Origin of the sequence: Amycolatopsis sp. lyj-109 (assembly GCF_046548995.1) — a bacterium.
Lineage (GTDB): Bacteria > Actinomycetota > Actinomycetes > Mycobacteriales > Pseudonocardiaceae > Amycolatopsis.
Genome location: NZ_JAJPWR010000038.1, coordinates 17,955 through 38,604 on the forward strand (window position 1 = coordinate 17,955; position 20,650 = coordinate 38,604).

The 20,650-nt window shown below is 72.4% G+C and carries 20 protein-coding genes; 12 read left to right on the top strand and 8 right to left on the bottom strand.

All coding sequences use genetic code 11. The features are described from left to right. Positions 1-3: 3 nt before the first annotated feature. From ACLJQF_RS45220 to ACLJQF_RS45235, 4 genes are read left to right on the top strand one after another with little or no spacing between them, the layout of a single operon-like run. Entirely contained in the window at positions 4-1,953 is a 1,950-nt protein-coding gene (locus ACLJQF_RS45220) for an acetyl/propionyl/methylcrotonyl-CoA carboxylase subunit alpha (protein ID WP_410616542.1), read from the top strand. After that, positions 1,950-3,116 (top strand): acyl-CoA dehydrogenase family protein, encoded by a 1,167-nt coding sequence (locus tag ACLJQF_RS45225; protein WP_410616543.1) that lies wholly within the window; start codon positions 1,950-1,952, stop codon positions 3,114-3,116. Before ACLJQF_RS45220 ends, ACLJQF_RS45225 begins: the two co-directional genes overlap by 4 nt. Before the next feature lie 59 nt (positions 3,117-3,175). After that, entirely contained in the window at positions 3,176-4,009 is an 834-nt protein-coding gene (locus ACLJQF_RS45230) for an SDR family oxidoreductase (protein WP_410616545.1), read from the top strand. Next, positions 4,006-4,602, top strand: a complete 597-nt coding sequence (locus ACLJQF_RS45235; RefSeq protein ID WP_285990127.1) for a TetR/AcrR family transcriptional regulator — start codon at positions 4,006-4,008, stop codon at positions 4,600-4,602. Before ACLJQF_RS45230 ends, ACLJQF_RS45235 begins: the two co-directional genes overlap by 4 nt. A 21-nt stretch (positions 4,603-4,623) precedes the next feature. On the opposite strand, the gene ACLJQF_RS45240 is transcribed toward ACLJQF_RS45235, so the two are convergent. The 3 genes from ACLJQF_RS45240 to ACLJQF_RS45250 form a co-directional block, all read right to left on the bottom strand. After that, positions 4,624-5,274: a response regulator gene (locus ACLJQF_RS45240; RefSeq protein ID WP_410616546.1), complete on the bottom strand. Its 651-nt coding sequence runs from the start codon at positions 5,272-5,274 to the stop codon at positions 4,624-4,626. Further along, positions 5,271-6,380 (bottom strand): sensor histidine kinase, encoded by a 1,110-nt coding sequence (locus ACLJQF_RS45245; RefSeq protein ID WP_410616548.1) that lies wholly within the window; start codon positions 6,378-6,380, stop codon positions 5,271-5,273. The genes ACLJQF_RS45240 and ACLJQF_RS45245 overlap by 4 nt, the downstream gene beginning before the upstream one ends. Positions 6,381-6,669: 289 nt before the next feature. Further along, the gene (locus ACLJQF_RS45250) at positions 6,670-7,989 is read right to left on the bottom strand and encodes an alpha/beta fold hydrolase (protein WP_410616549.1); all 1,320 of its coding nucleotides are present in this window, start codon (positions 7,987-7,989) and stop codon (positions 6,670-6,672) included. 162 nt (positions 7,990-8,151) lie between these two features. Between ACLJQF_RS45250 and ACLJQF_RS45255 the strand changes: the two genes are divergently transcribed. From ACLJQF_RS45255 to ACLJQF_RS45265, 3 genes are all read left to right on the top strand, one after another. Continuing rightward, positions 8,152-8,409: a hypothetical protein gene (locus tag ACLJQF_RS45255; RefSeq protein WP_410616551.1), complete on the top strand. Its 258-nt coding sequence runs from the start codon at positions 8,152-8,154 to the stop codon at positions 8,407-8,409. A 75-nt stretch (positions 8,410-8,484) separates the two neighbouring features. Beyond that, positions 8,485-10,266 carry a murein biosynthesis integral membrane protein MurJ gene (gene murJ, locus ACLJQF_RS45260; protein WP_410616552.1) on the top strand — a complete coding sequence of 594 codons (1,782 nt, stop codon included), beginning with the start codon at positions 8,485-8,487 and terminating at the stop codon, positions 10,264-10,266. Between the two features lie 155 nt (positions 10,267-10,421). After that, positions 10,422-10,922: a hypothetical protein gene (locus ACLJQF_RS45265; protein WP_410616553.1), complete on the top strand. Its 501-nt coding sequence runs from the start codon at positions 10,422-10,424 to the stop codon at positions 10,920-10,922. A 73-nt stretch (positions 10,923-10,995) separates the two neighbouring features. Here the strand turns inward: ACLJQF_RS45265 and ACLJQF_RS45270 are convergent, their stop codons facing one another. After that, positions 10,996-11,955, bottom strand: a complete 960-nt coding sequence (locus tag ACLJQF_RS45270; protein ID WP_410616554.1) for a chitinase — start codon at positions 11,953-11,955, stop codon at positions 10,996-10,998. Between the two features lie 219 nt (positions 11,956-12,174). On the opposite strand from ACLJQF_RS45270, the gene ACLJQF_RS45275 reads away from it, so the two are divergent. After that, on the top strand, positions 12,175-13,461 hold the full coding sequence (locus ACLJQF_RS45275; protein WP_410616556.1) for a diguanylate cyclase: 1,287 nt from the start codon (positions 12,175-12,177) through the stop codon (positions 13,459-13,461). Between the two features lie 49 nt (positions 13,462-13,510). Then, positions 13,511-14,047, top strand: a complete 537-nt coding sequence (locus ACLJQF_RS45280; RefSeq protein ID WP_410616558.1) for a hypothetical protein — start codon at positions 13,511-13,513, stop codon at positions 14,045-14,047. 3 nt (positions 14,048-14,050) lie between these two features. Here the strand turns inward: ACLJQF_RS45280 and ACLJQF_RS45285 are convergent, their stop codons facing one another. Both ACLJQF_RS45285 and ACLJQF_RS45290 read right to left on the bottom strand, forming a co-directional pair. After that, positions 14,051-15,013: an isopenicillin N synthase family dioxygenase gene (locus tag ACLJQF_RS45285; protein ID WP_410616559.1), complete on the bottom strand. Its 963-nt coding sequence runs from the start codon at positions 15,011-15,013 to the stop codon at positions 14,051-14,053. 95 nt (positions 15,014-15,108) lie between these two features. Then, on the bottom strand, positions 15,109-15,567 hold the full coding sequence (locus tag ACLJQF_RS45290; RefSeq protein ID WP_410616561.1) for a nucleoside deaminase: 459 nt from the start codon (positions 15,565-15,567) through the stop codon (positions 15,109-15,111). Between the two features lie 111 nt (positions 15,568-15,678). On the opposite strand from ACLJQF_RS45290, the gene ACLJQF_RS45295 reads away from it, so the two are divergent. After that, complete coding sequence (locus ACLJQF_RS45295) at positions 15,679-16,635, top strand: helix-turn-helix transcriptional regulator (RefSeq protein ID WP_410616562.1); 957 nt, start codon at positions 15,679-15,681, stop codon at positions 16,633-16,635. A gap of 120 nt (positions 16,636-16,755) precedes the next feature. Here the strand turns inward: ACLJQF_RS45295 and ACLJQF_RS45300 are convergent, their stop codons facing one another. Further along, entirely contained in the window at positions 16,756-17,850 is a 1,095-nt protein-coding gene (locus tag ACLJQF_RS45300) for a winged helix DNA-binding domain-containing protein (protein WP_410616563.1), read from the bottom strand. 39 nt (positions 17,851-17,889) lie between these two features. After that, on the bottom strand, positions 17,890-18,513 hold the full coding sequence (locus ACLJQF_RS45305) for a TetR/AcrR family transcriptional regulator (RefSeq protein ID WP_410616617.1): 624 nt from the start codon (positions 18,511-18,513) through the stop codon (positions 17,890-17,892). A 279-nt stretch (positions 18,514-18,792) separates the two neighbouring features. On the opposite strand from ACLJQF_RS45305, the gene ACLJQF_RS45310 reads away from it, so the two are divergent. Further along, entirely contained in the window at positions 18,793-19,365 is a 573-nt protein-coding gene (locus ACLJQF_RS45310; protein ID WP_410616564.1) for a dihydrofolate reductase family protein, read from the top strand. A gap of 82 nt (positions 19,366-19,447) precedes the next feature. Continuing rightward, positions 19,448-20,647: an Ig-like domain-containing protein gene (locus ACLJQF_RS45315; RefSeq protein ID WP_410616566.1), complete on the top strand. Its 1,200-nt coding sequence runs from the start codon at positions 19,448-19,450 to the stop codon at positions 20,645-20,647. Positions 20,648-20,650: the final 3 nt, after the last annotated feature.

Below are 20,650 nucleotides of genomic sequence, written 5' to 3' on the forward strand. Positions count from 1 at the left end.
GCGATGATCCAGAACCTGCTGGTCGCCAACCGCGGCGAGATCGCCCGCCGCGTCTTCCGCACCTGCCGCGACGCCGGGATCGGCACGGTCGCGGTGTTCTCCGACGCCGATGCCGCCGCACCGCACGTCCTGGAGGCCGACGCGGCCGTCCGGCTGCCCGGCAACGCGCCGTCCGAGACGTACCTGCGGGCGGAGCTGCTGGTCAAGGCCGCGGCCGAGACCGGCGCCGATGCCGTGCACCCCGGGTACGGCTTCCTGTCCGAGAACGCCGCCTTCGCGCGGGCCGTCCTCGACGCCGGTCTCACCTGGGTGGGGCCGCCGCCGGAGGCCATCGAGACCATGGGATCCAAAGTGGAGTCCAAGCGGCTGATGGCCGCGGCCGGGGTGCCGGTGCTGTCCGAACTGGACCCCGCGGCGGTGACCCCGGAAGACCTGCCGCTGCTGGTCAAGGCGTCCGCCGGCGGTGGTGGCCGCGGGATGCGGGTGGTCCGCTCGCTCGGCGAGCTGGCCGAGGCCGTGGAAGGCGCCAGTGCCGAGGCCGGGTCCGCGTTCGGCGACCCGACCGTCTTCTGCGAGCGCTACCTGGAGACCGGACGGCACATCGAGGTCCAGGTGCTCGCCGACACCCACGGCACGGTGTGGGCGGTGGGGGAGCGGGAATGCTCGATCCAGCGCCGCCACCAGAAGGTCGTCGAGGAGGCTCCGTCGCCGTTCGTCGACGCTGCCATGCGCGAGGAGCTGTTCGAGGCCGCGCGCACGGCGGCCAAGGCGATCGACTACGTCGGCGCGGGCACGGTCGAGTTCCTCGCCGGGCCCGACGGCCGGTTCTACTTCCTCGAAATGAACACCCGGCTGCAGGTCGAGCACCCGGTCACCGAGAACGTCACCGGCCTCGACCTGGTCGCCCTGCAGCTGCGGATCGCCGAGGGCGAGCGGCTCCCGGCCGACCCGCCGCCGACCGTGGGCCACGCCATCGAGGTCCGGCTCTACGCCGAAGACCCGGCGGCAGGCTGGCAGCCGCAGAGCGGCACGCTGCACACGTTCGAAGTGCCCGATGTGGACCGTTCCTTCATGCACGGACCAGGGCTGCGGCTCGACTCCGGCTTCGAGACCGGCTCGGTGGTGGGCGTCCACTACGACCCGATGCTGGCCAAGGTGATCACCTGGGCGCCGACCCGGGCCGAGGCCGCCCGGCGGCTCGCCAAGGCCCTGGCCGGGGCGAAGATCCACGGCGTCGTCACCAACCGCGACCTGCTGGTGAACATCCTGCGCCACGAAGCCTTCCTGGCGGGCGAGACCGACACGGCCTTCTTCGACCGCCACGGCCTCGACACCCTGGCCGCCCCACTGGCCACTGTGGACACCGAACGGCTGTCCGCGCTGGCCGCGGCGCTGGCGGAGGCGGCGGGCAACCGGGCGTCGGCGACCACGCAGAGCCGCCTGCCCAGCGGCTGGCGCAACGTCCGTTCGGCCGGGCAGCGCAAGGTCTTCTCCGTGGCGGACCGGGAGTACGAGGTGAACTATTCGCTGACCCGTGACGGCCTTCGCGCCGAAGGGTTCGAGGCCGAGCTGGTGTCGGCCGAGCCGAACCGGGTCGTCCTGGGTGTCGCCGGGGTGCGGCGCACGTTCGATGTTGCGCGACACGCCGGAGTGTCCTATGTGGACTCTGTGCTCGGCTCGGTGGCGCTGAAGGCGCAGCCGCGGTTCGCCGATCCGGACGCGGGCCTGGCCGCGGGGTCGCTGGTCGCGCCGATGCCGGGCACCGTCGTCCGGCTCGCCGTGCAGGCCGGGGACGTGGTGAAGGCCGGCGATCCGCTGTTGTGGCTCGAAGCGATGAAGATGGAACACCGGATCGCCGCCCCCGCCGACGGCGTGGTGGCGGAACTGCCGGTGACGGTCGGGCAGCAGGTCGAAGTGGGCACAATTCTGGCTGTGGTGGGAGACGAAGCATGAACGCGATGAACTTCATCGAGCCGGAGGAGCGGATCGCGCTTCGCAAGGCCGTCGCCGAGCTGGGCGCCAAGTACGGGCACGAGTACTACGCCCGTAAGGCCCGCGCGGACGAGAAGACGCACGAGCTGTGGGACGAGGCCGGCCGGCTGGGCTACCTCGGCGTCAACATCCCCGAGGAGTACGGCGGCGGGGGCGCGGGCATCGCCGACCTCGCCGCGGTGCTCGAAGAACTGGCCGCCGCGGGCTCGCCGCTGCTGCTCATGGTCGTGTCGCCGGCGATCTGCGGCACCGTGATCTCCCGCTTCGGCACCGAAGAACAGAAGAAGCAGTGGCTGCCCGGCATCGCCGACGGCACCAAACGGATGGTCTTCGCGATCACCGAGCCGGACGCCGGGTCGAACTCGCACAAGATCACCACGACCGCGAAGCGGGACGGCGACGGCTGGGTCCTCAATGGACGCAAGGTCTACATCTCCGGCGTCGACGAAGCCGACGCGGTGCTCGTCGTCGGCCGCATGGAGGACTCGAAGACCGGCCGGCTCAAGCCCGCGCTGTTCATCCTGCCCACGAGCACCGAGGGCTTCGAGTACACGAAGATCCCGATGGACATCGTCGCACCGGAGGACCAGTTCTCGCTGTTCCTCGACGACGTCCACCTGCCCGCCGAAGCGCTGGTCGGCGAGGAGGACGCGGCGATCGCGCAGCTGTTCGCGGGCCTCAACCCGGAACGCATCATGGGCGCGTCGTTCTCCCTCGGCATCGCCCGGTACGCGCTGGCCAAGGCCGTCGGCTACGCGAACCAGCGGCAGGTCTGGGGTGTCCCGATCGGCAGCCACCAGGGCCTCGCGCACCCCTTGGCGGAGATCAAGATCGAGCTGGAACTCGCGAAGCTGATGACGCAGAAGGCGGCGTCGCTCTACGACTCCGGCGACGACTTCGGCGCGGGGGAGTCGGCCAACATGGCCAAGTACGCCGCCGCCGAGGTCGCCATCCGGGCGACCGACCAGGCCGTGCAGACCCACGGCGGCAACGGCCTGGCCACCGAATACGGCCTCGGCACGCTGGTGACGGCGGTGCGGCTGGGCCGGATCGCGCCGGTCAGCCGCGAGATGGTGCTCAACTTCGTCGGCCAGCACAGCCTCGGCCTCCCGAAGTCCTACTGACTACAGAACCGGAAGCGTCACTTTCACGTGAAAGTGCCCTTTCGACGGAGGGAGCCGATATGTCTGCTTTGGATGGTAAGACGATCATCATGTCCGGCGGCAGCCGCGGCATCGGCGAGGCGATCGCCCTGCGCGCGGCGGCCGACGGCGCGAACGTCGCGCTGCTGGCCAAGACGGCCGAACCGCACCCGAAGCTGCCCGGCACGATCTACACCGCGGCCGAGGCGATCGAGCGGGCGGGCGGGCACGCGCTGCCGATCCTCGGTGACGTCCGCGACGACGACGGTGTGGCCGCGGCGGTGGCGAAGACGGCCGAACAGTTCGGCGGCATCGACATCGTCGTGAACAACGCCAGCGCGATCGACCTGACGCCGACCGACCAGGTCAGCATGAAGCGCTACGACCTGATGCAGGACATCAACGCGCGCGGCACGTTCCTGCTGTCCAAACTGGCCATCCCGCACCTGCGCCGGTCCGCCAACGCGCACATCCTGACGCTGTCGCCGCCGATCAGTCTCGACGAGAAGTGGTTCACCGCAGGACATCTCGCCTACAGCATCGCCAAGTACTCGATGAGCCTGGTGACCGTCGGGCTCGCCGCCGAACTGAAGAAGGACGGCGTCGCGGTCAACTCCCTGTGGCCGCGCACGACGATCGACACCGCGGCCATCCGCAACGTCGTCGGCGCCGAACTCGCCGACCGCAGCCGGACGCCGGAGATCATGGCTGACGCCGCGTACGCGATCCTCACCAAGCCGAGCCGTGCGGTCACCGGGAACTTCTTCCTCGACGACGAGGTGCTGCGGGCCGAAGGCGTCACCGACTTCGCGAAGTACCGCGTCGGCGGCTCGGAAGCGGACCTCCAGCTCGACTTCTGGGTGGAACCGGCTTGACCGGCATCCGCGAACCCCAGCAGGAACGCAGCCGCACGACGCGGCGGCGCCTGGTCGAGGCCGCCCTCGACAGCTTCGGCGAGCGCGGCTGGCACGGCGTGACGGTGGCCGGGATCGCCGAGCGGGCGGGCGTCTCCCGCGGCGCGGCGCAGCACCACTTCCCGGCCCGCGAGGACCTCGTGGTGGCGGCGGTCGACCTGCTCGGCGAGGCCCAGATCGACGAGCTGCGCGCCCAGGCGGCCGGCCTGCCGAGCGGGGCGTCCCGCATCGAGCGCGTCGTGGAGATGGTGCTGAACCTCTACACCGGCCCGCTGTTCCGCGCGGCCCTGCAGCTGTGGTCGGTGGCCGCGACCGACGAGGCGCTGCGGGACGTGCTGGTCCCGCTGGAGGCCCGGGTGGGCCGCGAGGCGCACCGGGTGACCGTGGAGCTTCTCGGCGTCGACGAGTCCCGGCCGGGGGTGCGGGAGCTGGTCCAGGCCACGCTGGACCTGGCCCGCGGGCTCGGGCTGGCGAACCTGCTGACCGACGACACCCGCCGTCGGCGCCAGATCGTGCGCGAGTGGGCCCGGACCCTCGAACTGCGGCTGACCTAGGCGTTCGGGGAGCAGTTCGGGTCAGCGGTCGGCCACGAGACCGTGTTCGTAGGCGTGGATCACCAGGTGGACCCGGGTGCGCAGCCCCAGCTTGGCCAGCATCCGGGCCACGTGGGTCTTGACCGTGCCTTCGCCGACGACGAGGGCGCCGGCGATCTCGGCGTTGCTCATGCCCTTCGCCACGTGCAAGAGCACCTCGAGCTCCCGCGGGGTGAGCCGGTCGGGACCGTCCGGCGCGCGCCGGGGCGCGGGGGCGGCGAACCGGCGGAGAGTACGGCGGGTGACCTGCGGGTCGAGCAGGCCCTGGCCCTTCGCCGCCGCGCGGACGGCGTCGATCAGCAGCGCCGGTTCGCTGTCCTTGAGCACGAACCCCGCCGCGCCCGCCTCGAGCGCTCCGAACAGGTACTCGTCGACGTCGAACGTGGTCAGCGCGACGACCGCGGGCGCCGGGTTGACCGATTCGCCGATCCGGCGGATGGCGGCGATCCCGTCCAGGCGGGGCATACGGAGGTCGAGCACCACGACGTTGACGCCGCCGTACCGGGCCTTCTCGACGGCTTCGGCGCCGTCGGCGGCTTCGCCGACCACCTCGATGTCGTCTTCGGCCTCGAGCACCAGGCGCAGCGCCCAGCGGACCGGCTCCTGGTCGTCCGCGAGCAGCGTGCGGATCATCGCGGGAGCCGGGCTTCGACGCGCCAGCCGGCCGGCGCGTTGGGCCCGATGTCCAGGGTGCCGCCGAGCAACCGGGCCCGCTCCCGCATACCGCGCAGGCCGCTGCCTTCGGCCGGGGCGCCGGGGGTGGTGGAGCCGTTGTCCGCGACGGTGATCACGACGGCGTCCGGCCGGTGGTCGACGGCCAGGTCCACGCGGGTCGCGTCGGAGTGGCGCAGGACGTTGGTGAGCGCTTCCTGCGCCACCCGGTAGCCGGCGTGGTCGAGCAGCGGCGGCACGTCCGGCGATCCGCGCCGGGTGAGGGTGACCGTGCGGTCCGGGCCGGTGGCGCGCTCGACCAGAACGTCCAAATCGGACAGCGAACTGCCGGTTCTCGGCAGCACGGCCCGCACTTCGGCGAGCGCGGTGGCCGAGGCCTCGGCGATGGTGGCCAGCGCCCGGTCGGCGGTCGGCGGCAGCGCGCGGGTGACGTGGCGGACGGCGGTGGCCTGCAGCCGGATGACGGTGAGGTGGTGCCCGACGGCATCGTGCACCTCCCGGGCGACGCGGGCGTGCTCCTCGGCGACGACGCGCCGGGTCTCCGCCCGGTAGAGACGTTCGGCGTGCTCGGCGCGGTCCCGGTGCAGCCGCAGGGCGTACCCGGCCGCGACCGGCGCGACGCCGAGGAGCACGAGGTCGGTGTAGGTGGCGGCGCCGGCCGGACGGACCCCGGCGACGGCCAGGACGACGAGCCAGCCCACGGAGCAGCCGAGCACGCGGAGCCCCGGCCGGTGGTAGGCGGCCGACCCGAACGCGGCCATCGCGACCAGCCGGCCGGGCCAGAGCGGCAGGGCGATGACGACGGCGGCGCAGAGCAAGGCGGCGGTAAGCGGAAAGCGGCGGCGAAGCAGCAGCGGCGCGGCCACCGCGGCGGCGGCCGCGCCGACGGTGAGCGGATCGGCAGCGGCCGCGTCGACGGCGAGCGGAGCGGCGCCGGCCCGTTCGGCCAGCCCGAGCACCAGCACGACGACCGCAGCGGCGGCGGTGACGAGGAAATCGCCGGCGGCGGTGCGGAGAAAGGCCGGCGTCTGCCACGGTCCCGGGCCGGTGGGGCGGTCGATGGCCATGTCCACGTTGTACACGTCCGGTCGGTTGGTGGTGCGGCTTCGAGCTGAAGCCGGGGTGCGGCGAGGGGTGTGCTGGGTGGGGCGGGGGTTTCGGTTGGGTTGGGCGGGCTGGGTTTCGGGGTGGCTGTGGTTGTGGTGTGGCGGTGGGTGGGTGGGGTTCGCCCGGCGGGGCGGGGTGTCGGCCGGGCGGGCGTGAGTTCGGGCGGCTGTGGCTGCGATGTTGCAGCGGGCGGCAGGCTTCCGGCGGCCGTGGAGCCGTGGCGGTAAGGACCGGGCAGCCACCCGCCGGTCACCCCGCGCCTCCGCAGCGCGCCCCCGCCGGCGGCAGCTCGCCGTCCCACAGCCACCGGTGCACGTAGCCGCGCACGCACGCGTTCCCCCGCAGGTACAGCGCGTGGTTCCCGGCCGAGGGCAGGTAGCTCCCGTGCAGCTGCGCGGCGACCCGGCGGCCGTGCTCCGCGGGCGTCAGCGGGTCGTCGTCGCCGTTGGCCACCAGTACGCGGGGCATCGGGGGCAGGCCGGCCGGTGGGTCGAGTCCGGTCCGGGGCAGCCCGGCGCACTGTCCCGACACCCGCCACGGGTGGGCCGCCCAGCCCAGCCGGGGCGCCGCCGCCCGCAGCTCGGCCTCGACCCGTTCCGCGGCCGGAAACCGGGCCGGGGCCGGGAAATCCGTGCAGAACGCCGTCCGGGCGAGGCGGGTGTCGGGTGGGGCCGGGCGGGGTGTCATCGCCGAGGTGTCCCCGGCTTCGGCCGCGGCCAGGCCCGCCGTCAGCGCGGGCCAGCTCCGGTCGTCGCCGATCCGGGCCGCCGCCCACGCGATGACCTCCGGGGTCGCCAGCCCGTCCCACACCGCGAGCACGTCGCGGCCGTGCAGGGCGCAGGCCGGTTCCGCCGCGCACCAGCGGGCCATCCGGAACAGGTTGCGTTCGGCCGTCACCGCGCCGGTCCGGGCCCACGCCGCCGGATCGGACCGGGTGTGGTCCAGCACGCTGTCGAGGTACATGCGTCCGACGCGGGAACCGAACAGCGCCGCGTACTCCTGCCCGTACACCGTGCCGTACGAGCTGCCGAAGTAGTTCAGCCGGGGCTCGCCCAGCCGGGCCCGGATCGCGTCCATGTCGCGGGCGACCTGGCGCGCGCCGAGGTGACCGGGGGCCGCCGTGCAGTCCGCCGCGAACTTCGCGTTGGCGGCCGCGTAGGCGTCGTACGCGCTTCTGGTCAGCGCTCCCGCCAGGGCGGCGGGCACCGGCCCGGGGCACGTGACGTCGAGGCCGCGCGGGTCGAACACCACCACGTCGAACCGGGCGGCCAGGTCGGTGAACTGGTCGCGGAAGCCCGGCACGGCGAAGAGCGGGATCGACTGCGCGGGACCACCCGGGTTCACCAGCAGCGTGCCGAGTTTCCGTTCGCGTGCGAGGATCCGCAGCAGCGGGACGGTGACGGTGGCCGCACCGGCCGGGTGGTCCCAGTCAGCGGGCACCTCGATCTCGGTACAGGACAAGCCGTCATGACAGTCTCGCCACGCGGGTCCCTCGGCGGCCGTGGCGGTTCCGGCCCCGGTCACCAGCAGCACGGCCACCGCGGCCACGTGCTTGAGCAGTGCTTTCATGCCTCGATTCGAGCAGCCGCCGGCGCTCCGCGCGTCTGCCTCGCGACAGACTTTTCCGCTCGTGGAACCTCACCCCCGCCCCGCACGTCATAGTGCCGTAAGTAACACAATCGGCCCAACGGGCGAATAACCCCTTGTAGTGGCGAAGAGAAAGGCAGTCCGGTGTCCGGTTCAGGAGTCGAGCTCACCCATCGCGCGATGGCCATGCTGAGGGCGGTGGCCGCGGGTCGTGCACAGATGTCGTGCAGCTGCGAGCCCGACCTCTTCATCGACGGATTCGCCTGTTGCGATCAGATCACCGCGCACGCCCTCGCCCACGGTGGCTACCTGCGGCCCGCCGTCGAAGGCGGCACCGGGCGCGTGGCCGCCGAGCTGACCGAGGCCGGGCGGGCCGCGCTGGAGATCACCGTCGCCGCCTGAGCGTCACGGAGCGTCGCGGTTTCGAACAAGTGTTCGGTCTCCCGTGCGTGCCCCTGACCTGGCAGGCTTGTCCCCATGGCGGAGCACCCACCACCGGCGGACAACGAGGCGACGGTCTTCCTCCCGAGCGAGCTACGGGGCCCGCACTGGCCCACCCGTGACCCGGACGTCTCGCGGCGGGCCTACGACGAGTTCGCCGGCCAGATCGTCGCGCGGCCGCCCGCGTCGCCGGTCAGTGCCGGGCGCGGGGAGGGTGCCGGCTCCTCACTGGCCCGGTCCAGCGGCCGGATGGCGGTCGCCTCCGCCGTCAGCCGGGTCACCGGGTTCGTCGCCAAGCTGCTGCTCGCCGCCGTGGTCGGGACCGGCGTCGTCAACGACTCCTTCACCGTCGCGAACACCCTGCCCAACATCGTCTTCGAACTGCTCTTCGGCGGCGTCCTCGCCAGCGTCGTCGTGCCCCTGCTGGTCCGCTCGCAGGACGACCCCGACGGCGGCCGCGCCTACACCCAGCGGCTCATCACGATGGCGCTGGTGCTGCTCGTCGTCGGCACGGCCGTCGCGGTGGCGATCGCCCCGCTGTTCACCGCGCTCTACGTCGACAAATCGTCCGCGACGGCCAACCCGGCGCTGACCACCGCACTGGCGTACCTGCTGCTGCCGCAGATCCTCTTCTACGGACTGTTCGCGCTGCTCTCGGCCATCCTCAACGCGCAGAACGTCTTCGGCCCGCCGGCCTGGGCGCCGGTGCTGAACAACGTCGTCGTCACCGGCACGCTCGTCGTGTTCGCCGTCGTGCCGGGGGAGCTGACCCTCGACCCGGTCCACATGAGCGATCCCAAGCTGCTCGTGCTCGGCTTCGGCACCACGCTCGGCATCGTCGCGCAGGCGGTCGTGCTGATCCCGGCGTTGCTGCGCACCGGGTTCCGGTTCCGCTGGCGCTGGGGCTTCGACCCGCGGATCAAGGAGTTCGGCGGGCTCGCCGCGTGGATCCTCGGCTACGTCGTGGTCAGCCACGTCGGGTTCGTCGTCACCACCCGGGTGCTGACCGGCGGCAACAGCGGCGGCGTCACGGCCTACAGCTACGCGTCCCTGCTCTTCCAGCTGCCGTACGGCATCCTCGGCGTCTCGCTGCTGACCGCTCTGATGCCGCGGATGAGCCGGGCCGCCGCCGACGGCGACACGGTGTCGCTCGTCGGCGACCTCTCGCTCGCCTCCCGCATGTCCACGGTGCTGTTCGTGCCCATCTCGGCGGTGCTGGCCGTGGTCGGCACCCCGATCGGCATCGCGATCTTCACCTGGGGCCGCGGCACCCTCGACGACGCCGAGCGGCTCGGCCAGACCCTGGCCGTCTCCGCCGTCGGGCTGCTGCCCTTCGCGCTGGTCATGCTGCAGCTGCGGGTGTTCTACGCGATGAAGGACGCCCGGACGCCCACGCTGATCATGCTCGTGATGACCGCGGTGAAGATCCCGCTGCTGCTGCTCTGCCGCGGGCTGCTCGACGGCGAGCATGTCGTCTACGGCGTGATGCTCGTCAACGGCGCCGGGTTCGTGGTCGGTGCCGTCCTCGGCCAGGTCTGGCTGTGGGTCCGGCTCGGGCACCTGCGCAGCAAGCGGTCGTTGCGCGTCGGGCTGATCACGCTCTCGGTGAGCGGGCTCGGCGTGGTGGCCGCGGTGCTGGCCGGGCGCGCGGTGCCCGCGTCGCTCGGGGTGATCCCCGGAGCGTGGGTGAAGCTGCCGGTGCAGGGGCTGCTCGGGATGGCCGTGCCGTTCGGGTTGCTCGCGGTGCTGAAGCTGCCGGAGTTCATGCCGGTGACCCGGCGGGTGGCCGGGTTGCGGCGGCGGTTCGCCGCTCGTTGACAGCTACGGCCGGGAACGCGATCCGGTTGTCTCGAAACGGTAACGAGAGCGCGGCGATCAGCGCGTTTACAATTCCCCCAAGGGTTTCTAGGATCCACCGGGATCATGCGGCCGCGGGCGAGCGCGGCTGTGGGGGAATCAGGTGGAGGTCGTGCATGACGCGCACTGCGCGCAGGCGGCGGGATCGGGTCACGGTCGACGAGTTGCTCCGGCAGACGGGGGCGCGGCCACGCAGGCCGGGCTCGCGGGCGGCCGAGCTGGCGGCGCGCCGGGACGTCGAGCCCGAAGCCGGGCCCCGCGGGGTGGCGCGGATGGCACTGGCGTCGGCGGTGATCGTCGTGCTGGGCGGGCTGGTGATCGTGCTGGCGACCCGGCCGGACCCGGTGCCGGGCTCCACGCAGTTCCCGCAGCTGCAGCCGGCCACCGCCGCCCCGGCGTCGACCGCACCGACCGCGCTGGCCGTCCCGACCGAGACGAGCACGCCGTCGCCGGTGGTGATGAACGCGCGCCGGACGCCGAAGCCGACCCCGACCCCGACGGTGACGATCGACCTGCCGCCGCCGCCGTCGTCGACGGCCAAGCCGAGCCCGTCGCTGCCGCCGTGGAATCCGTACCAGTGCAACCCGTACTACTGCGGTGGCGGCCGGCCGCGCTGACCCGCGAAGGCCCCCTCACCGACCCCGATGCCGGTGAGAGGGCCCCCGACAGCCCCACTACGGGTCCGGTGCGTCAGCCGGTGTAGCCGGCGACGATCTTGGTGAACGCGTACTTGTCCTGGCTGATACCGCTGCACTCGCCACCGCCGCTGCAGTCGCGGTTGGTGGCCCAGAACGTGAAGCGGGCCAGGTGGTGGCTGGTCGCGTAGCTGCGGATGGAGCTGAAGTTCGCCACCGTGACCGTCTCGCCCGCGTTGTCGGTCTTGCCGTTCATCGAGGAGAGGCCGCTGTGCCGGTAGGCGGTGTCGTCGTTCCAGCCGAACGTGGTCTTGAGCTGGTTCTTCAGCCCGTCGACCGCGGACTTCGTGTGGGCGGCCATGTCACCGCCGCTGGAGAAGTCGAACGGCATGACCGACCAGACGTCGACGCCCGCGCCGATCGCCTTGGCCTGGTTGATCAGGCGCTTGCCCCACGAGTCGGGGCCGGTCGTGGTGGTGCCGATGGTGATGACGACCTTCAGGTCCGGGTTCTTCTGCTTGGTCAGCTTGACCGCGTTGAGGATGCGGTCCTGGACCGTGTTGTTCTGGAACTCGTCGGTGTTCTCGATGTCGAGGTCGATCGCCTTGAGGCCGTAGGCGTCGATCACCTTCTGGTAGGCACCCGCCAGCGCGGAGGCCGACGTGCACTTCGAGCCCAGCTTCGTGCCGGACCAGCCGCCGAAGGAGGGGATCACGTCCCCGCCCGCGTTGCGGATGTTCTGGATCATCGTCTTGTCGGAGCCGGTCAGCGATCGGCTGCCGTCCCACTTGGGGTTGCAGGTCCCGTCGGACAGGACGAACGCGAGCGTAAACGCTTTCACGCCGGTCGCGGACATCGCGGCGGTCGGGCTCTTCTGTCCCGCCCACTGGTACAGGTACGGGGACGCGAGCACGGGGTCGACCGCGGCCATGGCCTGCGGGGCGAGCCCGACCGTCGTCGCCAGCGCGGCCGAAGCCGCGGCCGCGAGGGTGAGGAGACGGCGCACTGATTTCATAGGGGGTCCTCCGAAACGCGCAGGTGGAGCACCTCCGGTTTGAGGCGGCGGGATCAACCCGGGAGGAGTGCTGTGTGCCATCACACAGTGGACTAGACCAATGTTGCGTGTCAACCCTCCGCCGGTCGGAAAATGACCCACGGTGCCGCGGTGCCCGACGATGTTAAATTCCCCTGAAGGCGGAGTGACAGGAGCCGGCATTCCGGCTACTTTGCCGAAATGGTGGGGGATTCCACGGTCGCCGCCGGCGGGGAACGCCGCCCGGGCCGGTTCCTGCCCGCCCTTGCCCTGGGGCGCTGGGCCCCGCGGCGGTGGGCGCTGTGGCGGCTCCCGCGCCGTGGCCGGATCTGGTACCTCCTCGGGGTCGACGTCCTCGCCATCGCCGCCGTCGTGCTCGCCGCCCTCCGCTTCCCGCCGCTCGCCGCGATGCTGACGCCGTTCGCGCTGCTCACGGCCGGGATGCTGGTGTCGGCGGAGCTCGCGCGGCCGGTCGAACGCCACCGTGAGGACACCCTCCTCGGCCCCGGCGTCGACACGCCCTGGATCTTCGCCGGAGTGCTCGTGCTCCGGCCCGGCCTGGCCGTCGCACTGGTCGCGCTCTCGGCGCTGCACCAGTGGTTCCGGGTCCGCAGAAAACCCGCCCACCGGCAGGTGTTCGGCGCCGCGGCGACGGCGCTGGCCGGCCTCGCCGCCGGCGCCTTCCTCACCGCGACCGGCACCCGGCCCCTCGGCGAGGTGCTCGACGCCCGGACCGTCCTCCTGCTGACTGCCGCCGGGCTGGTGTTCCTGGCGGTGAACGCCGCGCTCGTGACCGGCGCCGACGGGCCGCGCCGCCCCCGCGAAGCCGTGCCGGGGCACGCCTTCGACGCCGCGATGACGGCGTTCGGCCTCCCGCTCGCCTGGGCCGCCGTCGCCGCGCCGCTGCTGGTCCCGGTACTGGCCGGCGCCACCGTCGTGCTGCACCGCGGCGGGCTGGGCGGCGGCCGCCGCGACCACGTCACCCTCGATCCGGGCACCGGCGTGCTGACCGCCGCGTCCTGGCGCGGCGCCGCCGAGGCCCGGCTGGACCGCGTCGGCGGCCACGGTCCCGGCCCGGCCGTGCTGCTGCTCGACCTCGACCACTTCCGCCTGCTCAACGACCGCTACGGCGCCCGCATCGGCGACGCCGTCCTGCGCGCGGTCGCCGGCACCCTGCGCGACGAGGTCCGCGCCGCCGACCTGGTGGGCCGCTCCGGCGGCGAGGAGTTCGCGGTGCTGCTGCCGGGCACCGGCCCCTTCGACGCGATGGCGATCGCCGAGCGCATCCGCCTGCGCATCGCCTCGACGCTGGTGGCCCTGAAGGCCTCGGGCGACGGCCCGCAGTTCGTCGGGGTGACGGTGTCGATCGGCGTGGCGGGCTGCGCGGACGGGCTCCTCGGCGACGCCCTGCTGGCGGCGGAAACGGCGCTGCTGCGGGCGAAGGCGGCGGGCCGGAACCGGACGGTCTGCGCCGAACCGGAGTCGTGACCTTCCCGTTAGGAAAGGCGTGCAACCGGCAATTCGCCGGAGCGTCTTGATGGCTGTGAAGACGGTGAGGGCCGTCAATGAACGCAGGGGGAAACAAATGTATTCGAACGCTCATTTCGCGCGGGCCGGGGCCGGTATCGGAATCGTCGTGGCGGCGGCATTCGTCCTTTCGGCCTGCAGTGGGCCGCAGAATCCGCCGAACGGCGCACAGGCCGCGCTGCCGGCGCCGGCCACGACCGTGACGGCGACGACGGCCACCAAGGCGCCCGCACCCGTGCAGGTGGCGGAGCCGGTGCCGGCCAAGGCGAGTACGCCGCCGAACGCCTGTGCCTCGGCGACCAAGGCCACGCTGGAAGCCGCGTTCAAGGCGAACAAGCAGGCGTCCGAGGCGCTGGTCGTCGACAGCAAGGGCCTGCAGCGCATCAAATGCGAGGCGCCCTGGGCGTTCGCGCACTTCACCAACGAAATCGACGGCGGCCGCATGCTGTTCGTGCACCAGAACGGGAAATGGGTGATGCGGAACGGTGGTACCGGGCAATTGTGCGAGGACGTCCCGGCGGCGATCGCCGAGCGGATCTGCGACTGAGGGTCAGCTCATCGTGATCGCGTCCAGCTTCTCCTTCAGGTACTGCGACGCGATCACCTCGGGGTAGCTCCGGGTGCCCAGCGGCGGCGCCAGTGACGTGATCCGCGCGTCGTGATCGGTCTCGTAGAAGAAGATCAGCGACACGAGGTCCTCGTCCGGCGCCGTCGCGGCCGGGGGGAGGACGCGGTGGCGGGTCGAGCGCCAGCGGTCGCCCGTCCAGCGGGCCATCAGGTCGCCGATGTTCACCGTGAACGCCTCCGGGTGGAACGGCGCGTCCTCCCAGCCGCCGTCGGCCGTGCACACCTGCAGGCCGCCGACGCCGTCCTGGCGGTCGAGCACCGTGACCGTGCCGAAGTCGGTGTGCGGGCCGATACGGAACTGGTCCGGCTCCGGCGGGCCGACGTGGGTCATCGGCGGGTACCAGTTGATGTTGAAGGTGTACGTCGGGTGCCCGGTGTGCCGGGTGAAGTGGCTCTGGGCCAGGCCGAGCGCCGCGGCGAAGATCTCCAGCAGGTGGTCCGCCAGCGCCCGCATCCGGCGCATGTACTCGGTGGCCACCTCGCCGAGGCCGGGCACCTCGTGCGGCCAGACGTTGGGCTGGAACCAGAACCCGTCGACCTCGGCGACGCCGGTGCGGGTGTCCGCGCCCGCCGAGTAGGACTCCTTGAGGTCCGGCGGGGTTTCGGTGCCCTCCGCGTAGCCGTTGGCCTCGACGCCCGGCGGCAGCCAGCCGCGGCCGCCGACCGTGACGGCGTAGCGCTGCTTGACGTCCTCGGGCAGCGCGAAGAACTCCCGCGCCAGCTCGCGCGTCCGGTGCCGCAGGTCGTCCGGCACGCCGTGCCCGGTGATCAGCAGGAAGCCGGACTCCCGTAGCGCGCCGTCGATCCGGGCCGCCACTTCGGCCCGGCCCTCGGACGTGCCCGCGAACCACGGCGAAAGGTCCACGAGCGGAACGGATGACGGCATACCGGCTCCTGTAAGGCTTTTTTGCGAAACTGTCCTATTCGGACTCTGTCTTGTCGAACGCTGTCTTGTCGAACACTGTCCTATTCAACACTGTCCTATTCGGACTTCTCGACTCCGATGTCCTCGAACCACAGGTCCGGGCGCGCCTCGATGAACTCCGTCATCAGCGCGGTGCAGCCGGGATCGTCGAGCAGGGTGATCTCCACCCCGAGCCCGGCGAGCCAGTCGTGACCGCCGTGGAACGTCTCGGCCTCACCGATGACGACGCGCCCGATACCGAACTGACGGACGAGCCCGGAGCAGTACCAGCACGGCGAGAGCGTGGTGACCATGATCGTGTCGCGGTAGTGCGGGCGGCGGCCGGCGTTGCGGAACGCCGCGGTCTCGGCGTGCATCGACGGGTCGCCGTCCTGCACGCGCCGGTTGTGCCCGCGACCCAGCAGCGTGCCCGCGGAGTCGAACAGTGCGGCCCCGATCGGCACGCCCCCTTCGGCCTTGCCCAGCTCGGCTTCTTCGCGGGCGACGGCGAGCAGGGTGTGCGGATCGATCGGCATGCGTCACTCTTTCCGGCCGGGGTGGTGCCTGGCAAGTGTTTGACGGCCGTACTGCACCATCCGGCGGATCGCGGACAGAAACTGTCCGCGATGTCTGGCACACTGCGTGCCATGCATGGCACTTCGGAACGGCTGCTCCGGCTGCTTTCCCTGTTGCAGGCGCGCCGGGACTGGCCGGGTGCCGACCTCGCGGCCCGTCTCGAGGTCGACGTCCGCACGATCCGCCGCGACGTCGAGCGGCTGCGGTCCCTCGGGTACCCGGTGCACGCGACGCCGGGGGTGGCGGGCGGCTACCGGCTGGGCGCGGGCGCGGCGCTGCCCCCGCTGCTGCTGGACGACGACGAGGCGGTGGCGGTCGCGGTGGGCCTGCGCACGGCGGCGAGCGGCACGGTCAGCGGCATCGAGGAGACGTCGGTGCGCGCGCTGGCGAAGCTGGAACAGGTGCTGCCGGCCCGGCTGCGGCCGCGGGTGGGCGCCCTCCAGGCGGCGACGGTGTCGCTGCCCGGGTCCGGCCCGACGGTGGACGCCTCGGTGCTGACGGCGATCGCTTCGGCCTGCCGAGACCACGAGCGGCTGCGTTTCGGCTACGGCGACCGGTCCGGGGCCTCGACGGAGCGGTCGGTCGAGCCGCTGCGCCTGGTCCACACGGGGCGGCGCTGGTACCTGGTCGCGTTCGACCTCGACCGCGCGGACTGGCGCACGTTCCGGGTGGACCGGATCGCCGGGGTACCGGTGGTGGGCTTCCGCTTCCCGCCGCGCGAACCCCCGGCTCCGGACCTCGCGGAGTACGTGTCCCGCCAGATCTCGACGGAGGTCTACCCGCACCGGCTGGTCCTGCGGGTGGCCGCCCCGGCGGCCGCGCTGGCCCGGCGCATCCCGCCCACGGCGGGGGTGGTCGAGGAGATCGACGAGGGCAGCTGCCGGGTGCGGACCGGGACGAACAACCTGGACGCGGTGCCCTACCACCTGGCCCAGCTGGGCTACGACTTCGTGGTCGAGGAGGCGCCGCCGGGGCTGGTGGAGCGGCTGCGGGAGGTGGCGGAGCGCTTCACTCGCGCGGTGGGCTGAGCCGCCCAAGCGCCCCAATGTGGCCTTCGGTGCGTCAGACGCAACCAAGGCGGCCTTCGGTGCGTCAGACGCAACCAAGGCCGCCTTGGGGCGCTTGGGCCGGGTCGTGAGCGCTGGAGCTCACCAGGTTGTCTCCACCCGCATCCGATCGCTTTCGCCGTCGCTCAAGAACGCGGCCAGTGCGCTTCCCTCGGCCGCGACCTCGCCGAGTTCGGACGGCGTCAGCCGCCGCAGCGGCCGCACCACGACCGTTCCCTCCGTCACCGTCCACGTCGCCGAGACCCGGCCGTCGACCAGCGCCACCCGCTCGCCCGCCACCGACAGGCCGCGGTGGGCGTCGTCGATGATGCGGGAACGGTCGTCGTAGCCGAGGATCGCGTTGTCGAACGCCGGCAGGAACTGCACCGGCGCCGGGGTGTCCGGGTCGGGTCGCGGGGCTTCGGGCAGGTCGAGCAGCTCGCGTCCCCGCGCATCGCGGAAGACCACCAGTTCCGCGCGCACCGCCTTCACCGCGGCCGGCAGGCCGGCCAGCCCGGACCACGCGCGCAGGTCCGCCGTGGCGGCCGGGCCGAACGCCGCCAGGTAGCGCCGGACCAGCGTCCGCCCGACGCCGTCGCCGGAGTCGAGCGGGTCGGCGTCGCGGCCGAGCCACGCGGCCAGCGGCAGGTTCCGCACGCCGGCCTTGGTGCGCCACAGCCCGCGCGGCGGCAGCTGCGCCGACGGGATCAGCGCGGCGATCAGCAGTTCCCCGAGCGGGCGCGGTCCCGGGCCGGGCCACCGATCGGCGACCGCCCGCGCGAGCTCGCCCATCGAGCGCGGCTCGCCGTCGGCCAGCACCGCCCGGCCCGCCGCGGCGAGCTCGGCGAGGTCGACCCCCTCGAGCTCGCGGCGGTAGGTGGTGACGACCCGCTGCCGCAGCATGGCGTCGAACCGGCTCCGCCACGCGAGGACGTCGCCGGCGGCGAGCAGGTGGACGGTGCGGCGCATGAGGTGGGTGCGCACGACCCGCCGTCCGGTCAGCAGGGCGTCGAGCGCGGCCGGGTCGAACGCGCGCAGCCGCGACCACAGCCCGGTGAACGGTTCCTGTGGCTCCTGCGCCTGCAGGCCGCCGAGGTGGGTGACGGCGTCGAGGACGCCCAGGTCGGCTCGCTCGAGCAGCAGCTGCCGGGCGAGGGTGGCGCGGTTGAGGGCCCGCGCGTCGAGGACGGTGTGCACGAGGCCACGGTGCCAGAAATAGCGGTCAGGATGTGTCCGCTACTCCGCGGACATGCCGACGCCGAGCATGCGCAGCACGAGCCCGCCGTACTCCTTGCCGAGCGCGGCCGGTGTCTGGCGGGCGCGCTCGCTGTACCAGCGGGCGACGTCGACGCCGAGCGAAAGCACGGCCCGGGCGGCGACGTGCGGGTCGGACACCGTGAACACGCCGCTCTCGACGCCCTCGGCGATGACGTCGCGCACGATCCGCTCGATCCGGCGTCGCAGCGCGGCGACCACCTCGAACTCCTGCTCGGGCAGCGCCTGCAGCTCGTACTGGACGACCCGCGCGACGGTGTGGCGCCGCGCGTGCCAGGCCACGAAGTCCTCGACGATCAGCCGGATCCGCTCGACCGGATCGGACTCCTTGGCGACGACGTTCTCGACCAGCGCGAGGGTCTGCTCGTGGCCGTACCGGCTGATCGCGAACAGCAGCGCGGCCTTGGAGGGAAAGTGCACGTAGAGCGCGGCGGGCGACATCCCCGCGGCGCCGGCGATGTCCCGCGTGGTGGTGGCGTGGTAGCCGCGCTGGGCGAAGGCCTCCACGCCGGCCAGCATGAGCCGCCGGGCGGTCTCCGGCTGCACGTCCGGCCAGAGTTCGGCCGACAGTGACATCGACGGCATCGACATCCGGTGATCCTCCCCGCTCGCCCCGCCCGCCCGGCTTGGTTGCGCTCATTGTAAGCGGGCGCTTTGTGCGGGGATCCGGGCAGGACACCCGACTCGAACACCAGTTCGAGAATGGGGTAGAGTGTGCGCTCGGGTGGTGGTGCGGCCGCAGGGGAAGTGCGGTCCGCGCCACCACCTTTGCCGTCCGGCCGGGTGTCGATTCCGGCGTCGCGCGATCGACGCAGGGGGGAGGGCGGTTTCACGCCGGGTCGCCCGGAGGCAAGGGGACTGAAGATGACCAGGACGCCACTGCGGCTGTACATGTCCATGTCGGTCGACGGGTACATCGCCGGACCGGACGACCGGCCTGGCCAGGAGCTCGGGCGCGGCGGGGGCCGGCTGTTCGACTGGCTCGACGACCGGCTGTCCGAGGGGATCAACGGGCAGGTGTACGCCGAGGCCTCGGCGACCGGCGCCGTGATCTCCGGGCGCCGCACGTTCGAGCTGGCCGGGCGCTGGAACGGCGACCACCACGACGGCGTGCCGATCCACGTGCTCACCCACGACGTCGACCCGGCCGACGAGCCGCCCGGCAGCGCGAAGTTCCACACCGACGTCGACGAGTGCGCCGCCGAAGCCCGGGAAGCGGCGGGAGACCGGGCCGTGCTGGTCCACGGCGCGGGGGCGGCGCAGGCCCTGCTCGCGGCGGGTCAGCTCGACGAACTCGAACTGCACCTCGTCCCCGTCCTGCTGGGCGGCGGACGGCGGCTGTTCGAGCCGGCCGGGCTCGGCCGCGTCGAGCTGGAGCTCCTCCGGCGGCTCGAAGGCCGCGGCGTGACCCATTTGCGGTACCGCATTGCCACCTGATGGCCCATCGAGGCGGCCGGTGGCAGGAGATCGGATCGTGACACAACTCGGGAGGGGGGTGACACGTCTTGGGGTCGTGAGAATGATCCGCATTGCCGGGCTCGGCCTGGTCGTCTTGGTGCTGGCAGCGTGCAGTGGGCAGACCGAGACCGGAGGGGCCGCGCAGGCCGTCGGAGCGGCCGGGACGGCGACGACGCCCGGGGTGGCGGCCGCGACCGTGAGTTTCGGAACCGGGGACCAGCTGAGCCCGAAGGACCCGATCGTCGTCAAGGCGTCGGGTGGCACCTTGCAGGCGGTCACGGTCACGAACCCGCAGACCGGCAACGCCGTGGAAGGCGACCTTTCGCCGGACAAGGCGACGTGGACCAGCAAGGACCACCTCCGGTACGGGGCCACCTACCAAGTGGTCGCCACCGCGGTGAACCAGGCGGGGGCCGCGTCCGAGCAGCGCGGGGAAGTGCGCACGCTCAAGCCGGCCGGGGTCGCCACCCCGGCGCTGTTCCAGTCGGCGTCGGGCGATTTCGGTGTCGGCCTGATCATCGGCCTGAAGTTCGACCACGACATCACCGACAAGGCCGCGGCGGAGAAGTCCTTCAAGGTGACGTCCTCGCCCGCCCAGGACGGCGGCTGGTACTGGGTGGGCAAGCGCGAAGCGCACTTCCGGCCCAAGGAGTACTGGAAGCCCGGCTCGACGGTGAAGCTCGAGACCACGACGTTCGGCTCGCCGATCGGCGGCGGCGTGTACGGCGGCCAGGACGTCTCGGCCACCTACAAGGTGCACGACTCCTGGATCGCCAAGGCGGACGGCAAGACGCACCAGATCAAGGCGTACCACAACGGGCAGCTGGTGCGGACCGCGCCGACCAGCATGGGCAAGACCGCCGACACCCCGCCGCGGGGCGCGACGCCGACCTTCAACGGCACGCACACCGTGCTGGGGAAGGAGGCCAGCAAGATCATGGACTCCTGCACCTACGGCGTGTGCGAGGGCGACCCGGGCTACTACAGCGCGCCGGAGAACTGGAACGTCCGGATCTCCAGCGACGGCGAGTACCTGCACGAGAACCTGAAGACGGTCTCGGTGCAGGGCAGCGCCAACGTCTCCAACGGCTGCCTCAACATGAACACCGAGAACGCCAAGTGGTTCTTCGACAATTTCAACGTCGGCGACGTCGTGGAGGTCACCAACTCGGGCGGCCCGCAGCTGGCCATCAACAACGGCCACGGCGACTGGGCCATCAGCTGGAGCGCCTGGCAGGCCGGCAGCGCCCTGCGCGGCTGAGTC

Bases quoted from the DNA above. Each gene is read 5' to 3' on its own strand.
- murJ (WP_410616552.1), top strand. From the start codon at position 8,485: ATGGCGGAGCACCCACCACCGGCGGACAACGAGGCGACGGTCTTCCTC.
- ACLJQF_RS45305 (WP_410616617.1), bottom strand. From the start codon at position 18,513: ATGCCGTCGATGTCACTGTCGGCCGAACTCTGGCCGGACGTGCAGCCG.
- ACLJQF_RS45315 (WP_410616566.1), top strand. From the start codon at position 19,448: ATGATCCGCATTGCCGGGCTCGGCCTGGTCGTCTTGGTGCTGGCAGCG.
- ACLJQF_RS45245 (WP_410616548.1), bottom strand. From the start codon at position 6,380: ATGGCCATCGACCGCCCCACCGGCCCGGGACCGTGGCAGACGCCGGCC.
- ACLJQF_RS45250 (WP_410616549.1), bottom strand. From the start codon at position 7,989: ATGAAAGCACTGCTCAAGCACGTGGCCGCGGTGGCCGTGCTGCTGGTG.
- ACLJQF_RS45285 (WP_410616559.1), bottom strand. From the start codon at position 15,013: ATGCCGTCATCCGTTCCGCTCGTGGACCTTTCGCCGTGGTTCGCGGGC.
- ACLJQF_RS45290 (WP_410616561.1), bottom strand. From the start codon at position 15,567: ATGCCGATCGATCCGCACACCCTGCTCGCCGTCGCCCGCGAAGAAGCC.
- ACLJQF_RS45265 (WP_410616553.1), top strand. From the start codon at position 10,422: ATGACGCGCACTGCGCGCAGGCGGCGGGATCGGGTCACGGTCGACGAG.
- ACLJQF_RS45310 (WP_410616564.1), top strand. From the start codon at position 18,793: ATGACCAGGACGCCACTGCGGCTGTACATGTCCATGTCGGTCGACGGG.
- ACLJQF_RS45230 (WP_410616545.1), top strand. From the start codon at position 3,176: ATGTCTGCTTTGGATGGTAAGACGATCATCATGTCCGGCGGCAGCCGC.
- ACLJQF_RS45275 (WP_410616556.1), top strand. From the start codon at position 12,175: ATGGTGGGGGATTCCACGGTCGCCGCCGGCGGGGAACGCCGCCCGGGC.
- ACLJQF_RS45240 (WP_410616546.1), bottom strand. From the start codon at position 5,274: ATGATCCGCACGCTGCTCGCGGACGACCAGGAGCCGGTCCGCTGGGCG.
- ACLJQF_RS45280 (WP_410616558.1), top strand. From the start codon at position 13,511: ATGGCTGTGAAGACGGTGAGGGCCGTCAATGAACGCAGGGGGAAACAA.
- ACLJQF_RS45220 (WP_410616542.1), top strand. From the start codon at position 4: ATGATCCAGAACCTGCTGGTCGCCAACCGCGGCGAGATCGCCCGCCGC.
- ACLJQF_RS45270 (WP_410616554.1), bottom strand. From the start codon at position 11,955: ATGAAATCAGTGCGCCGTCTCCTCACCCTCGCGGCCGCGGCTTCGGCC.
- ACLJQF_RS45295 (WP_410616562.1), top strand. From the start codon at position 15,679: ATGCATGGCACTTCGGAACGGCTGCTCCGGCTGCTTTCCCTGTTGCAG.
- ACLJQF_RS45225 (WP_410616543.1), top strand. From the start codon at position 1,950: ATGAACGCGATGAACTTCATCGAGCCGGAGGAGCGGATCGCGCTTCGC.